The following is a 15,439-nucleotide window of genomic DNA, read 5'->3' as shown; positions in this document are numbered from 1 at the left end:
CACGCCCTCGCCTGCGTCGACGAGATCGGTGCGGACGGAGCATACTACGAGGGCGCCTACACGACGTCGGTCGTGGGGATGGGGTTCCGGGAGGCGTGCTGGCTGTGGGGCGTGGCGACGGACGAGGACCCGTTCGAGACGAGCAGCCACCTCCAGAACATGGCCACCTACTATCTCTACGAGACGTTCGCGCGCAGGTCGTACTCGCTCGGGGGCTCGAAGCAGGGCGATACCGAGACGCACACGATCCCCGCGGCATCGACACGCGTACTCCTACACAACCTCGCGACCCGCTACGGCGACGGACGCGCGAAGTGGCTGGCCGAGGAGATCGAGTCGCAGGGCCTCGGCTACATCAACCGCCCGGAGCGCTGGCGTCTGCTCATCTATGAGGATCCCGACCTGGCGCCGCAGTCCCCGGCGGGGCTTCCGACATCACACTTCTTCGACACGATGGGGATCGTCTACATGCGTTCGGGCTGGGACCTCTCGGAGTCCTCGACCGACGTCTACGGGGTTTTCCGCTGCGAGACGATGCCGGCCGGTCACACCAACGCGCACCAGAACCACCTTCTCATCGCTCGGGGCGGAGACGTGCTGGCTATCGACTCGGGGACGTACGACGGCGGAACGTCGTCGCACCACAACAACTACTTCGAACGCACCGTGGCGCACAACACGGTCACTGTCTACGACCCGGGTGAGACCACCTTCGGTTCGTATGTGAACGACGGCGGGCAGATCCCGGTCAACGCATACGACTACCCGGTCCACTACGGAGACGCGACGAGTCCCGAGAATTTCCGGGGGGAGATCGTCGCCTACAGCGACAGCGAGAACTACACCTACATGAAGGGCGACGCGACGGCGGCGTACGCCTCGTCGAAGGTTGAGCTCTTCACGCGCGAGATCGTCTACCTGAAGCCGGACATCTTCGTCGTGCTCGACAGGGTCCGGGCGACCTCGCCGTCGTTCACGAAGCGGTGGTTGATGCACTGCTTCAATGAACCGGCCGTCTCCGGGAACTCGGCGACCATCACGGAGGGCAGCTCGCGCCTCTCCGTGACCTCGCTCCTGCCTCCGGCGGCGTCGATCGTGAAGATCGGCGGCCCCGGCCGCCAGTTCGAGGTCAACGGGACGAACTACCCGCCGGCCGGCGGGTGGGAGACGGAGATGGGCGCCTGGCGCATCGAGGTCACGCCGCAGACGAACGAGGAGGAACACGTCTTTCTGACGGTGCTCCAGGTCGGTGCGGCTTCCGCGCAGCCCGAAAACGTCGCGCTCGTCGAGGGCGAGGAGATGATCGGAGCGCGGATCGGTTCCGACGTCGTGATGTTCAGCGCGACCGGAGCGTCCGTCGAATCCGAGACCTACGAGTACTAAGAGAGAGGCCATGAGAGTCGCGTTCCTCGCGGACGCCAATGCGATCAACACGAAGAGCTGGGTCGACTTCTACGCGGCCGAGCTCGGGCACGACGTCCACGTCGTGTCGGTCAACCAGCGCGGGACGTTCGTCGACGGCGTGACGCTCCACTCGCTCGGCAGCCCGGAAGGGACGCACTCGCTGTCGGGGAAGCTGGCGTATCTGATGCGCGCGGGCCAGATAGCCCGCATCGTCCGGAGGATCGAGCCCGACCTGATCATCGGCTACAGGGTCGCCAGCTACGGCTACCTCGCAGCGCGAACGGGTTTCCATCCGCTCGTGGTGGCCGCGCAGGGGCAGCGCATCGTCGTGCCCGAGGGCTCGTGGCCCAAGCGGATGGCGGCGACGAAGGCGGTCCGGGAGGCCGATCTGATCAACTCGTGGGCCCCGCACATGACCGCGAGGCTCGTCGAGCTGGGGGCCGATCCGGAGAGGATCCTGACGTGTCCTCGCGGCATCGACCTCGATCTCTTCGCCGCGAGGGAGGAGACCGACCGGGAGATCGACGTCGTGACGACGAGGAGCCTCCACCGCTGGTATCACCTGGACGTGGTCGTCGGCGCCGTCGCACGCCTGGCGGAGGGCCGCGCGATCAGGGCGGTGCTGGCCGGCGAGGGGGATGAACGTGAGGAGCTTCTCGCGCTCGCCGAGAGACTCGGCGTCGCCGGGGGCGTGTCGCTGCCGGGTCCGGTGTCGTACGAGGAGCTTCCCGGTCTCCTGGCACGGAGTCGGGTCTACGTCTCCCCGGTGCCGTCGGACGGCGTGTCGGCGTCGCTTCTCGAGGCGATGGCGACGGGGGTCTTCCCGATCGTTCGGGACATCGAGGCGAACCGGCTGTGGATCGAGAACGGGAGCAACGGTTTTCTCGTCGCGGGCGATGATGTGGCCGACTACGCGGAGGCCATCGAGCGCGCTCTCTCGGACGACGGGCACAGAGCGAAGGCGGCGGAGCTGAACCGGTCCATCGTCGAGGAGCGCGGAGACATCCGGAAGAACCTCGGACGCATCGCGTGCGCGCACGAGGAGCTGGTCGCATCGTACAGGGGGAGAGGGTCGTGTTGAGCGGCTTCGCCGAGAAGGTCTACAGGCGCGCCCCCGTGGGCATCCAGAACCTGCTGGTCTCGGAGTACGGCAGACGCATCAGGCGCGAACGCTTCGGTGACGGTTTCGAGGAGGCGGCACGCTTCCTGGAGCGCTCGGAGCGTCTCGACCCGGAGGAGCATCGGGCGTACCAGGACGAACGCGTCGCGTCGCTCGTGCGCCACGCGTACGAGACGGTCCCGTACTATCGCGATGTGATGGACGACGAGGGGCTCGTCCCGGCGGATGTCACGTGCGTCGACGACCTCTCGAAGCTGCCTCTGCTGACGAGGGAGACGGTCATCAGGGAGCGCGAAGGACTCGTCTCGACGGCGGTGAACCGCGGGAGGCTCCGGTTCGCGGCCACCTCCGGCACCACGGGGTATCCTGTGTCGGTCTACTGGGACAGGCGCGTCATCGTGATGAACAACGCCTGCAGCTGGCGCGCGTGGAACTGGGCCGGCTTCTCGTTCGGCAGGCCGTTCGCCACGCTGATGGGGGAGGCGGTCGTGCCGCTTGGCCAGAGGCGGCCGCCCTACTGGCGGTACAACAGCGCATGGAACCAGTACATCTTCTCCTCCTACCACCTGGACGAGGCGTCGGTCGGGCACTACCTCGATGCGCTCCGCCGGCTGGGCGTCGAGGCGCTCGCGGCTTACCCGTCAAGCGCCTACCTGCTGGCCCGCTACATGGAGGAGCGGGACGAGCGACTCCCGCTCACGTGCGTCGTGACCTCCTCCGAGCCTCTCCTCCCGGTGGAGCGTGGGATCATCGAGGACCGCTTCGACTGCCGCGTGTTCGACACCTACGGGCAGGCCGAGCGCGTGGCGTTCTCGAGCGAGTGCGAGGAGCACAACGGCCACCACGTCTTCCCGGAGTACGGCGTCCTCGAGATCCTGGGTGTGGACGGCCGGCCGGTCGCACCCGGTGAGCACGGGCAGATCGTCGCGACAGGGCTTCACAACGAGGCCATGCCGCTCATTCGCTACGCGACCGGCGACACGGCTGCGGAACGGACCGGACGGTGCCCGTGCGGCCGTACGCTTCCCATGATCGCCGGGATCACGGGCAAGGCCGAGGACATCGTCGTGCTGCCGGGCGACAGGATGATCCCGGGTCCGCTCCTGAGCTACGCGTTCAAGGGGGTGCCCGGCATCATCAGATCCCAGATCGTACAGCACGACCCGTCGGAGGTGACCGTCCGGATCGTCCCGGACGCGTCGTTCGATGCCGCCGCCGAGACCACGCTCACGCGCGAGCTCGGACGCCGGCTGGGAAGGGACGTCTCCGTCGGGATCGAGAGGGTCAGTGAGATACCGTTCTCTTCGAGGGGGAAGTTCAGATGGGTCGTCTCGACGGTCCCGCTCAAGTGGGGCGACGTCAGCACGGCCAATCTCTACACGGAGGAGGAAACGTCCGCGGGGAGCTAGGATGAGGCGGACGCGCGACCGATGGCGAGAACCGTGCTGCATGTGATCCAGTCGCTCGAGGCGGGCGGAGCTGAGCGCGTCGTGGTCGAGTACGCGCTCGCTCACGATCCCGAGCGCTGTTCGCCGGTCGTCTGCACCATCCGGGGCGGAGGGCCGCTCGAGGACGTGCTCAGAAGCCGCGGGGTCCCGGTCCACGTGCTCGGAAGACCCGGGCGCATGAACCCGACTCCGCTCGTGAGGCTCGCGCGGCTCGTGAGAACACACAGGCCGGCGGTCGTCCACGGCCACAACTTCGCAGGGACATCGCTGGCCGCGGCCGCGGCCATGGTCGCAGGCGCCGACGGTGTGGTCCGGACCGAGCACAACGTCGTGGTCTCGAACTCGCGGCTCAGGAGGACGGTCAGCAGGCTGTCCTCGCTCAGGGAAGACGCCCAGATCGCCGTGTCCGATTGTGTGAGACGTTCCCATCTCGCCGACGGCAGGATCGGTCACCGGCGCTTCGTCACCATATGGAACGGGATCGACGACTCCAGACTCCGGGAGGCTCGGGGAGAAGCAGCGCTCCGTGCAGAGCTCGGGGTAGCGGACGACGGACTGCTCTATCTGTCGGTCGGCAGTCTGACGCGACAGAAGAACCAGTCGCTCCTCATCGAGGCCGCCGCGCTGATGGACGATCCGCGCGTCGTGCTCGCCATCGCCGGCAAGGGCCCCCTCCGCGACGAGCTCGAGAAGACGATCCGCGCGCGAGGGCTCGAGCATCGCGTTCTCCTGCTGGGCCGCCGCCTGGACGTGCCCGAGCTTCTGTCGGCCGCGGACGCCTTCGTGTTGTCGTCGGTCTACGAAGGGCTTCCCATCACGGTTCTCGAGGCGATGGCGGCAGGCGTGCCGTGCATCGTGTCCCGGGTCGGAGGGACGCCCGAGGTCATATCGGACGGTGAGAGCGGGGTTCTCGTTCCGCCCGACGACGCGGAAGCTCTGGCCGCTGCGATGCAGCGGCTGGCCGGGGACGACGCACTGAGGGAGCGGCTCTCTGCGGGAGCACGGCGGGTATTCGAGAGGGCCTTCGATGCGAAACACATGGTGGGCAGGACCGAGGCGCTCTACGACCTGTCCTGCGCCGGCCGAGCAGACCTCGCGACGGGCGACCGGCTCAAGGTCGTGTTCGTCATCGGACAGCTCGGGTTCGGGGGGACGGAGCGGCAGCTCGTCGACCTCGCGACGAGGCTGGACCGCGACCGGTTCGAGCCCGTCGTCTGTTCGCTGACCGAGAGGGGCCCGATGGCCCAGGAACTCGACGCGGCGGGCGTCCGCGTCGTCGCTCTCGAGAAGCGTCCCGGCGTGGCGTCGGGGACACTGGCACGGTTGACGTCGTTCCTGAGAGCCGAGCGTCCGGCGCTCCTCCACACGTTCCTCTTCTCTGCCAACTGGCGCGGGGTCGTCGCCGGGAGAGTGGCGCGCGTTCCCGTGGTGGTGACGTCCTACAGGAACGTGGACATCCACGGGAGACGGCCTCTGCTCTTCGTCGAGCGGGCCCTCTCCGGCATGCCCGACTACGTCACCGCCAACGCGAAGGCCGTCGGGCGGCACGTGGAGAAAGCACACGGGATCGACGCCGACCGGATCCGCGTCATCTACAACGGCGTGGACTTCGAGAGGCTCCGCCCGCGCGACGCGGGTCATGCGAGGCGGGCCGGGAAGACCGTGGTCATGATCGCGAGCCTGACCCCGAAGAAGGACCCTCTCGCTTTCGTCGAGGTGGCGTCGTCCGTGGCCGACCGGTGCGCCGACGTGACCTTCGATGTCGTCGGCGACGGACCGCTCCGCGGTTCGATGGAGGAGCTGGCCCGCTCGAAGGGGCTCGGCGACAGACTGCGCCTCCTGGGCCAGACGAAAGACGTCGCCTCGGTTCTGGCCGCGGCCGACGTTTCCGTGCTGACGTCGCTCAAGGAGGGATGCTCCAACGTCCTGCTCGAGTCGATGGCCGTCGGCGTGCCGGTCGTCGTGACCGACGTCGGAGGCAATCCGGAGCTCGTCGAGGACGGGGCGACCGGCTTTGTCGTGCCGCCCGGAGACCCGGTGGCGCTGGCCGACAGGGTCGTCGACATTCTGAACGACGAGACGCTGGCCTCGAGCATGGGGGAGGCCGCGCGGCGTCGGGCCAGAAGGGAGTTCTCGACCGAGCGGATGGTCGAGCGGACGACCGAGTTCTACCGTGACGCGATCGGCAGGTCGGTTCCCGGCCTGATCGAGTGGGTCGACACGGGCGCCGCCCGGCGCGGGGCCGTGCAAGCGAAGCGGGGTGACGATGCCGGGCGCCGGTAGTCCCATCAGATGCATGGGCCGGGCGATCAGGAACTCAGCCCCGGTCGTGAGCTTCCTGAGGACCCTGCCGTCGGCCGGGGGGATGGTGCTCAGGTACCACTCGGTCAACGACGACCCGGCGTGGCGACGCGAGTACATCCAGTCGAGCCTCGTCGTTCACCCGGAGGTCTTCGACCGGCAGATCGCGTACCTCGCGTCGGTCTACGAGATTGTGCCGCTCGACGCCATCGTCAACTGTGTGCGCGAGGGCAGGAGACCGCCGATGCGCTGGACAGCTATCACGTTCGACGACGGCTACGAGGACAACGCGCGTCTGGCGACCCCGATCCTCGCGAAGCACGGTGCGACGGCCACGTTCTATATCACGAGCGGCGCCGTGGGGGACGAGGAACTGATGTGGACCGTTCGCCTCAGACGTGCCATCATGCGGTGCGGTCGAGACACGATCGAACTCCCGTTCCTCGACTCCCGCTCCGTCGACCTCAGGACCGACAGAACGCGCGAGAGGGCCATCAAGATGCTGACCGGCATCCTGAAGCGCTCGACCCGGGACGAGCTGCGGTCGTTCATGCAGCAGATCGTCGAGGCATGCGGGGGCGGTGTGCCGCCGGACCGCCCCGTCATGATGTCCTGGGACCAGATCCGTCAGGTGCGGGACGCGGGCATGACCATCGGCGGGCACACGGTCCACCATTACAACCTTCCATGTCAGTCGGACGAGATCGTCCGGAGCGAGATCGAGGCCTCCAAGAGGGCGCTCGAGGATGCGCTCGGAGAGGAGGTCCGGCACTTCGCGTATCCGAACGGAAGGACGAGCCGCCACTTCGACATCCGTTCGGCGAGGGCGGCGGCCCGGGCGGGCTACCGCTCGGCCGTCACGTCGCTCAACGGCCCTGCGTCGCCGCTGCATTCGCCCTACTGCATCCCGCGCCTGGGCATTGTCCCGCGGGACGCGGCTCTGGGACGGCTGGCCGCCGATATCGAGTACGGGCGTCGCCTGCGGCTCGACCACCCGTGCGCGAACCGGATCTCGGCCGCCGGCGATCTCATGGAGACCGACGACACGGGGGGCCCGCGCGACAGGGGAGTCCGAGGGTGATGACGCGAGCGCCTCGTAGAGACCGGCCGGCGAGGGTCGCATTCTGGGCCGGATCCTTCGAACGGGCGGGCACCCAGCGGTTTCTCGTTGAGACGCTCAGGAGGATCGACCGCGGGCGCTTCGACCCCCTTGTCCTCTCGACGGTGAAGACCGGAGCGCTCCTCGCGGACATCGAAGCGCTCGGCATCGGGGTCCACGAGTTCCGGACGGGCGCCTCACTTCTGAGTCCTCGAACGGTCTCCGGGTTGGCCGGTGCCGCGCACCTGCTCAGGAGGGAACGGGTCGATGTCCTGAGCTGTCTGCTCGGCATCACGACGCTCTTCGGGCCCGTCGTCGGTCGGCTCGCCGGCGTGCCGGTGGTCGTCAACAACCAGCGCAACCTGGGATACTGGCTGCGCGGCGGCTACCGTGAGCGGGCCTACGCGTTCAACAATCGTCGCCTCGTCGACGCCGTGCTGGTCAACAGCGGCGCGGCCGCCTCCGAACTCGAACGGCGTTTCTCCACCCCAGCTCGGAAGATCCGCAACATCGGAGCTGGGGTCGACACGGCGCTGATCGGTGAGGCCCGCCCGGCCGATGAGCTCGTGCGGGAGCTCGGATTCGACGGCGCGAAGCTCGTCGGCTGCGTGGGGAAGTTCACGGAGGTCAAGGGACACGAGCACTTCGTCCGCGCCGCGGCGGAGGTTCACCGCAAGCGGCCTGACACCCGCTTCGTGCTGGTGGGAGACGGCCCCGGGCGCGGCATGCTGGAGCACGTGGTGGACGAGCTGGGACTTCGGGGAGCGGCCGCGTTCACGGGCGCGCGGGGCGACGTGCCGGCGGTTCTCAAGACGCTGGACGTGTTCGTCCTGCCGTCGATCTCCGAGGGACTGCCGAACGTCGTGCTCGAGGCGATGGCGGCCGGGAGGCCTGTCGTCGCCAGCCGAGTCGGCGGGGTCCCCGAGGTCGTCGAGAACGGCCGGAACGGGGTCCTGGTTCCGCCGGGTGACCACATGGCGATGGCCCGGGCGGTCCTCGAGCTTCTCGACGCTCCCGAGACGGCGCGCGCGATGGGACGTTCGGGAGAGAGTGTGGCGCGCGAACGCTACGACATCGGAGTCGTCGTGAGGCGGCTCGAGGATGTCTTCGAAGAGCTCCTCTCCGCGGGAGGGGAAAGGTGAGCACGGGACGCGGCATGCGGGTTCTCTTCATGACGCAGTACTTCCCGCCCGAGACGGGCGCTGCGCCGCAGCGTGCGTACCACTTCGCTCTCGACCTCGTGCGTGCCGGTCACGACGTGACTGTCGTCACGGGCATGCCGAACCATCCGAGCGGCGTCAAGCACCGGGCGTACGGACGCCGCCTGTTCGCCCGGGAGTCGCGGGACGGGATCAGGATCATCCGCTCCTATCTCTACGCCACGCCGAGGAAGACGTTCGCGACGCGCATGCTCAACCAGATCTCATTCATGGTGAGCTCGGTTCTGGCCGCGCTCTTCACACGGCGGGTCGACGCCGTCGTGGTCACATCTCCGCCGCTCTTCCTCGGGCTCTCGGCGTGGCTCGTGTCGCTCGAGAAGAGGGTGCCGTTCGTTCTCGATGTCCGCGACTACTGGCCGTACGCCGCCGTCGAGCTCGGGCAGCTCACGAACCCGCGCGTCATCGCGATGGCGCGGGGGCTCGAGTCGTTCCTCTATCGAAGAGCCGCGCGGATCGTCGCGGTCACACCGGGCATGATCGACCTCATGGTGGAGCGCGGCATCCCCAGACACCGCATCGTGCTCATCACGAACGGCGCCGATACCGATCTCTTCGCCCCGAACCCGGGGGCGAAGCCGGGGAACGGCAGCTTCACCGTCCTCTACAGCGGGACGCACGGGCTCGTTCACGGCATGGACGCCATCATCGACGCCGCGGAGATCCTCAGGCGCAAGGCGGAGGTCCGTATCCTCATGGTCGGCGACGGGGTTGCGAAGGACGATCTCGTCGAGGAGTCCCGGAGGCGCGGGCTCGATAACGTGTCGTTCCGTCCGAGCGAGGACCCCGAGGCACTGGTCGGCACCATCCGGGGCGCCGACCTCTGTCTGGCGACCACGACGGCCGGCAGCTTCGGCGGCGGCACGATCCCCGTCAAACTCTTCGACTACATGGCGTGCGCCCGGCCTATCGTCGCCGCGGTCTCCGGCGACGCGGCAGACGTCGTGCGGGAGGCCGGCAGCGGCGTCGTCGTCGAGCCCGGAGACGGCGAGGGGATAGCGAATGCCGTCCTCGGTCTCATCGGCGACGAGGAGCGGCGCGACCGTATGGGCAGGAGCGGACGCGAGTACGTGATGACGCACTACTCACGACGCGAGCTCGCCGCCCGTATGACGAGCATTCTGGAGGAGACCGTCGACGCGGAGAGGGCGGTCGGCGGAGGCCGCGTGGGCTTCCGGGCATACCTCTCGGCCAAATACGTTCTCGATGCCGTCTGCGCGGCCGTCGCCGTCGTCGTGCTGTCGCCGGTGTTCGCCGCGATCGCGCTCGCCATCCGGCTGGACTCCCACGGGGGCGCGATCTACCGGCAGCAGAGGATCGGCGTTCACTCGCTCGAGTTCACGATCCTCAAGTTCCGCACGATGCAGATCGATGCGCCCGAGATCGCCACCGACCTGATGCTCGAGGAGGACCGGGACTACACGACGCGCGTCGGCAGGATCCTGAGGAAGACGAGCCTCGACGAGCTGCCGAACCTGCTCAATATCCTGCGGGGCGAGATGAGCTTCGTAGGGCCGAGGCCCGCCCTCTACAACCAGCACGAACTCATCGAGATGCGGCGGCGCGTCCGTGCCGATCTCATGCGTCCGGGCCTGACCGGCTGGGCGCAGATCAACGGGCGCGACGAGATCTCGCTCGACGAGAAGGTACGGCTCGACGGCTTCTACGTTCGCAACTGCTCGATCCTGCTCGACGTCCGGATCCTGTTCCGCACGTTCTCCGCCATGACGCGGGGGCAGGGGGACGTTCCCGACGTGCGGAGCGACGACGGCACTGCTCGAGACGACACGGTCCGGCGGCGGAGCACCCGGGAGGCGACGTGAGCACGACGGAAGACGGACGACAGCGGGGGAACGGACGCATGCCCGGGCCGGCGACGGGTCTCGTCGTCGGCGCGGTCGTCGTGCTCGTCTACCTCATCTACGGCGACGCCCTGCGCACGCTCTGGCTGACCTGGCAGACGAACGCGAACTACTCCCACGGCATGCTCATCCCGCCCATCGCGGCGTTCCTCTTCTGGGTCGAGCGTGAGCGTTTCCGTGAGCGGGCGACGAGCGGCACGCCGTGGGCAATCCCGTTCGTCGTGGCGGCGCTCGCAGTTCACGTCCTGTCCATCCGGGCGGGCGTTTTCATGACGCAGGGCTACTCGCTGGTCCTCCTGGTCGCGGCTGTCATCGCGCTCCTCTTCGGCGGCAGGGCACTCCGCGCCGTCTGGTTTTCGGTGGCGTATCTTGTCTTCATGCTGCCGATGCCGCCGCTCCTCATGAGCGCGGTCAGCTTCCGCCTGAAGATCTTCGCGGCGAGGGCGGGCAGCGCGCTGGCGATCAAGCTCGGCATTCCGCTGGCCCGCGTGGGTATGACGATCCACATGCCCGCCGGGTCGCTCCGGATCGCCGACCCGTGCAGCGGTCTCAGATCGCTCATCGCGCTCCTGGCGCTCGGGGCGCTCTTCGGTTACTTCTCGAGGGGGCCTGTCTGGAAGCGGGTCGCGCTCTTCGCCTCCGCGCTACCGATCGCCGTCGCCGCGAACATCGTCAGGATCATGCTCCTCTGCGTGGTCGCCAACGTCTGGGGCATCGAGACGGCGCTGGGCTTCTTCCACGACGTGTCCGGTGTGATCATCTTCGTCATCGCCCTCATCGGGCTCTTCATCGTCAGGCGACTTCTCGGCATCAGGGGTTCTTCGGAGGAGGGCGAATGAACCGCCCGGTCAGAACAGGCATTCTGCTGGCGCTGCTGCTTGCGGCGGCCCTCTACGTGCGCATGAACCCACCCGAGCGCATCGAACTCGGCGGGGAATCGCTCGCCGAGCTCCCGACGGAGTTCGGAGAGTGGAGAAGCGTCGAGCTGAGATTCGAGGAGGTCGTCTACGAAGAGCTTGACGCGGACGATACGCTGGCACGACGATACTCCGGCCCGGACGGGAGGTCGATCTGGTTCGTGATCGTCTTCCATCAGAATGAGCGCTACGGGGCGCACGACCCGCTCGTCTGCTACCGCTCGCAGGGATGGTCGATCGAACAGAGCGGCGTCCTGAGGCTCGGCGACGGTCCGGACGCCTTCGACGCCAACTGGATCCGCGCGCAGGCGCCGGGGCACGACCGGGCCGCGATCTACTGGTGGTACACGGCGGGCGACCTCGCGACCGCCGACCGCGACGAGTTCATGTCGAGGATGGCGACCTCGGGTATCCGCTCGAACGTCACGTTCGGCGCCTTCGTCCGCGTCTCGACGACCGTGTCGGGAGGGGACGTGGATGAAGCCCTCGACGTGGTGACAACGTTCGCGGAGCAGGCGAATCCCCATATCCGCTCCCTGTTCGTCGGGACGACCGGCGGGGGAGGGTGATGATGGAGGGAGGCTCGATGCGTGTCGGTGAGCAGTTCAACGCTCTGATCTGGGGATGGGCGGAGACCTTTCGTGCCCTGGGGCGGCGCGTCGCACTGGGACCGTTCCTGCTCTACGCGGCCGTCCAGGTTCTTGTCGTCGTGGCCATCGGGTGGTTCACGGCGCCGGTCCTCCGGGGCGCCATGATCCCGCTTCTCCGCTGGCGCTTCGGGGACGCAGCCCTTCACTACCCGATGAACTTCCTGGCGCTCCGGAGCGGGCTCGCGCAGGCGGACATCGTGCTGACCATCGTGCTGGGTCCGCTCGTCGCCGGGGCGGCTGCCCACATGTTCGCCGCTTTCTGGAGCGGCCGCCGTGAGCCGGCCTCCGCCGGCTGGCGGGAAGGGGGCCGGAGATACCTTCCGCTGCTCGTTGTCGCCCTCGTCACCGTCGTCCTCTCGCAGCTCGTGACGAGGTTTCCCATGGAGCAGTGGGGTCACCTGGCGGACACGAACCCGCTCAGGTTCCGGCTGCTCCGCATGGTCGTCGTGGCCGTCGTCATGGCCGTGCAGGCGCTGCTGGTCTACTCGGCGCCGGCGGTCGTTCTGCTGCGCGACGGCCCGTTCCGAGCGCTCGGCCGGAGCGTCCGCCTCGCCGTCAGGGCGCCCATCACGACCTACCTCATCGTGGCCGTCCCGACCGCCGTCGAACTGGCGCCGGCATGGCTCTCACGTCAGAGCACGCTCATCGCGGAGCGTTTCTCTCCGGAGATGCTCGTCTGGGTCATGGTCGTCTGGGTGGCCTTCATCCTCTTCATCAGTTACCTGATCCTGGGCTCGTCGACGCGTCTGCTCCTGTACATGACTCGGGACGACCGGGAGAGAGAAGGGAGGGACGCGTCATGAGACGGACATCGAGACCCCGCGCCCGCGTTCTCCTTGCCGCTCTCCTCTGCCTCGTCGTCCTCACGGGGTGCGGCCGGCACGACGCGCTCGTCGAACGCTACCGCGCCGAGCGCATGGCGTGGGGCGTCGAGAAGCTCCAGGCCGCCGTCACCGCCAACCCGGACCTCGCGACCGACGCTACGAGGGCCGATCTCGAGGCCCGGCACCGCGGGATCGTTGCTTCGTTCCCTCCGCCCGAGGGCGACCCGTCGGACGTCGTCCGGCAGACGGCGAGGATCTCGGCCACGAGCCGCTTCTCCCTGGCGTCGCTCGCGCTGACGCAGGGCGATCTCGAGGAGGCGAAGCGCTGGTACGCCTCTGTCGCGGACAGCTACGCGTTCGACAGGGAGCTGACGCTCGAGGCGCTGTCCCAGCTCGCGCGTGTCAACCGGGCCTCCGGAGCGTGGGACGAGGCCGTCGCGGTCTACGGACGGCTTTTCGAGGAGTTCAGCCCGACCGCGGAGGCGGGCGGTCTGCCCGACTCCAGGATCCTGTCGGCGCCTCTCCGCATCGCCGACGGCTATCGCGAGCGCGGTATGGAGGACGAGGCGGACGAGTGGTACACGAAGGCGCGGTCGTACTACAGGCGCCTCATTCAGGAGTCGCCCGACGGACCGACGGCGCGGGCGGCCCTCGGTGAGATAGCCGAGACCTACGTCCGGCAGGAGCGATGGTCGGAGGCCGTCGAGGCCTACGTCGAGCTGGACGAGCGGTTCGGCGACGAGAACAGCAGGGGACAGATCTGGCTGACGCTGGCGCGCATCTACGGAGACGAACTGTCGCGCGAGGGCGTCGCCCGCGACTACTACGAGCGCGTCGAGGAGGCGTACGGCGGCGATGAGAGCGGGGCGACCGCCTCGATCGCGATCGCCCGATACGACATCGAGGCCGGGCGATACGAGGAGGCGAGGCGCCGTCTCGAGAACGTACTCGAGAGCTTCGGCGACGAGGAGCGCTTCGCCGCGACCGCGAGCTATCTGCTGGCCCAGTCGTACGAGCTGGACGGCGAGTGGGATGCGGCAGCCGCGCGCTACCAGTCTCTGGCCCGGGACTTCCCGGCGACGATGTACGGGCTGCGCGCGCCGCTTCACGTGGCGGACCGGTACGAGCGGATCGGCGAGATGTCGGGGGCGCGGTCGGCGCTCTCCCGCGCCGTCGAGCACTACCGCATGGTGACGCGCGACTACGCAGGTACGCCGGCCGAGCTGGCCGCCGGAGCGTACCTCATCGATGCGCTCATCAGACTCGAGCGCTGGGAGGAGGCGGCCTCCGAGCTCGTGGCCTTCGTCGACCGTCATCCCCAGGCCGATGCCGCGCCCGGGATGCTCTTCCAGGCCGGCATGGTCCACGAGAACGAGCTGGGGGCGCCGGAGCGGGCCCGAACGCTCTACAACAGGGTGCTCGAGGGGTATCCGGAGTCGGAACGGGCGAGCGACGCGCGGTCCCGTCTCGAGGAGCTGCCGCGCTGATGCGCCGTCTCTGTGCCGCCTGTTTGCCCCGCGGGCACGTTGACACCGCCCGCGACCGCTCATAGAATCGGCCGCAGGGATGCGCGGCGGTCACGATGCACCGAACGACGGTATTCTCCGGGCCCGGAAGGGGTCCGAGCCACACCACTGAGGAGCGAGCCATGACGAAGAGGGTGCTGGGACTGCTCATCGCGGCCGCGGTGCTGTTGGGCGCCGCCGGACCGGCGGCGGGACAGGAGGGCGGCGTCGTCATCACCTCCGTGCCCTCCGGCGCCGTTGTCGAGCTTCGGGGGGACGTCATGCTTCGCGGTGTCACCCCGTGGCGCCTCGACCGTCCGATCGGCGGCACGTTCGAGATCCGAGCCTACATGGGCGGATACAACGAGTGGAGAGGCTTCACCGCGCTCTCGCCGACGCGCGTCGACTCGATCTCGATCACGCTGTCCCGAAAGACCCCGCTCAGTGCGGGGCTGCGTTCGGCGCTGGTGCCGGGCTGGGGGCAGTTCTATACGGGGCAGGAGCTCAAGGGGACGGCCTTCCTCGTCGTGGAGGCGGGCCTCGCGGCGGGGCTTCTGTGGAGCGACGCGAAGCGCCACGACGCCGAGAACGACTACGAAGATGCCCTCAGGGCGTATCAGGCCGCCGATCAGGTCGACGAGATCGAGGAGGCCTACGCCGAACGCCTGAGGACGTTCGACGACTACGAGAAGTGGCACGAGAGGAGGAAGCGCTGGGCCTACGCTGCGGCGGCCGTCTGGTTGATCAACGTGCTCGACGCGACGCTTCTGATGCCCTCGACCGGCCCGGGCGGCTTCGCCGCCGCCGAGACGGACGAACCGGGCTTCTTCGCCACGGTCGGCTCGGAGCGCACCGAGTTCGGCTACCACCTGAGATTCTGATACCGCGACGCGGCACACGGAGGTTGTCATGAGAAGGAAGATCCTGGCTATGGCTCTCATGATCGCGCTCGCGGCGCTGGGGCTCTCGGGCTGCTTCGACACGCTGGCGCAGCCGGAGCGCGACAACGAACTCGACCCGTCGGGGGGCGGCGGCTCGGACGTACCCGACACGCCCTCGTCGCTGAGAGCGACGGTCTCCGACCGGCTCGTT

At 68.4% G+C, this 15,439-nt stretch carries 12 protein-coding genes; all 12 read left to right on the top strand.

The features are described from left to right. On the top strand, positions 1–1,383 hold a 1,383-nt coding region (locus GF405_07415), incomplete at its 5' end, for a hypothetical protein (protein ID MBD3367984.1). A gap of 10 nt (positions 1,384–1,393) precedes the next feature. Beyond that, positions 1,394–2,485, top strand: coding sequence for a glycosyltransferase (locus tag GF405_07410; GenBank protein MBD3367983.1), 1,092 nt, complete (start codon positions 1,394–1,396; stop codon positions 2,483–2,485). Then, complete coding sequence (locus tag GF405_07405) at positions 2,482–3,933, top strand: AMP-binding protein (protein MBD3367982.1); 1,452 nt, start codon at positions 2,482–2,484, stop codon at positions 3,931–3,933. Before GF405_07410 ends, GF405_07405 begins: the two co-directional genes overlap by 4 nt. Positions 3,934–3,954: 21 nt before the next feature. Then, positions 3,955–6,255: a glycosyltransferase gene (locus tag GF405_07400; GenBank protein ID MBD3367981.1), complete on the top strand. Its 2,301-nt coding sequence runs from the start codon at positions 3,955–3,957 to the stop codon at positions 6,253–6,255. After that, entirely contained in the window at positions 6,239–7,354 is a 1,116-nt protein-coding gene (locus GF405_07395) for a polysaccharide deacetylase family protein (GenBank protein MBD3367980.1), read from the top strand. The genes GF405_07400 and GF405_07395 overlap by 17 nt, the downstream gene beginning before the upstream one ends. Further along, positions 7,354–8,514 (top strand): glycosyltransferase, encoded by a 1,161-nt coding sequence (locus tag GF405_07390; GenBank protein ID MBD3367979.1) that lies wholly within the window; start codon positions 7,354–7,356, stop codon positions 8,512–8,514. Before GF405_07395 ends, GF405_07390 begins: the two co-directional genes overlap by 1 nt. Further along, the gene (locus GF405_07385; protein MBD3367978.1) at positions 8,511–10,412 is read left to right on the top strand and encodes a glycosyltransferase; all 1,902 of its coding nucleotides are present in this window, start codon (positions 8,511–8,513) and stop codon (positions 10,410–10,412) included. Before GF405_07390 ends, GF405_07385 begins: the two co-directional genes overlap by 4 nt. Next, positions 10,409–11,290, top strand: coding sequence for an exosortase (gene xrt, locus GF405_07380; protein ID MBD3367977.1), 882 nt, complete (start codon positions 10,409–10,411; stop codon positions 11,288–11,290). Before GF405_07385 ends, xrt begins: the two co-directional genes overlap by 4 nt. Next, positions 11,287–11,937, top strand: coding sequence for an EpsI family protein (gene epsI / locus GF405_07375; GenBank protein MBD3367976.1), 651 nt, complete (start codon positions 11,287–11,289; stop codon positions 11,935–11,937). Before xrt ends, epsI begins: the two co-directional genes overlap by 4 nt. Before the next feature lie 700 nt (positions 11,938–12,637). Beyond that, positions 12,638–14,329 carry a tetratricopeptide repeat protein gene (locus GF405_07370; GenBank protein MBD3367975.1) on the top strand — a complete coding sequence of 564 codons (1,692 nt, stop codon included), beginning with the start codon at positions 12,638–12,640 and terminating at the stop codon, positions 14,327–14,329. Between the two features lie 161 nt (positions 14,330–14,490). Continuing rightward, positions 14,491–15,228: a hypothetical protein gene (locus GF405_07365; GenBank protein ID MBD3367974.1), complete on the top strand. Its 738-nt coding sequence runs from the start codon at positions 14,491–14,493 to the stop codon at positions 15,226–15,228. Between the two features lie 28 nt (positions 15,229–15,256). Beyond that, a partial coding sequence (locus GF405_07360; protein MBD3367973.1) for a hypothetical protein occupies positions 15,257–15,439 on the top strand: 183 nt, incomplete at its 3' end.

Source organism: Candidatus Effluviviaceae Genus V sp. (assembly GCA_014728125.1).
Lineage (GTDB): Bacteria > Joyebacterota > Joyebacteria > Joyebacterales > Joyebacteraceae > WJMD01.
This window is presented reverse-complemented; position numbering and strand designations above follow the sequence as displayed.

Excerpts from the sequence above, each read along its gene's own strand:
- GF405_07410 (MBD3367983.1), top strand. The coding sequence starts at position 1,394 with ATGAGAGTCGCGTTCCTCGCGGACGCCAATGCGATCAACACGAAGAGC.
- GF405_07400 (MBD3367981.1), top strand. The coding sequence starts at position 3,955 with ATGGCGAGAACCGTGCTGCATGTGATCCAGTCGCTCGAGGCGGGCGGA.
- GF405_07395 (MBD3367980.1), top strand. The coding sequence starts at position 6,239 with ATGCCGGGCGCCGGTAGTCCCATCAGATGCATGGGCCGGGCGATCAGG.
- GF405_07390 (MBD3367979.1), top strand. The coding sequence starts at position 7,354 with ATGACGCGAGCGCCTCGTAGAGACCGGCCGGCGAGGGTCGCATTCTGG.
- epsI (MBD3367976.1), top strand. The coding sequence starts at position 11,287 with ATGAACCGCCCGGTCAGAACAGGCATTCTGCTGGCGCTGCTGCTTGCG.
- GF405_07370 (MBD3367975.1), top strand. The coding sequence starts at position 12,638 with ATGGCTCTCACGTCAGAGCACGCTCATCGCGGAGCGTTTCTCTCCGGA.
- GF405_07365 (MBD3367974.1), top strand. The coding sequence starts at position 14,491 with ATGACGAAGAGGGTGCTGGGACTGCTCATCGCGGCCGCGGTGCTGTTG.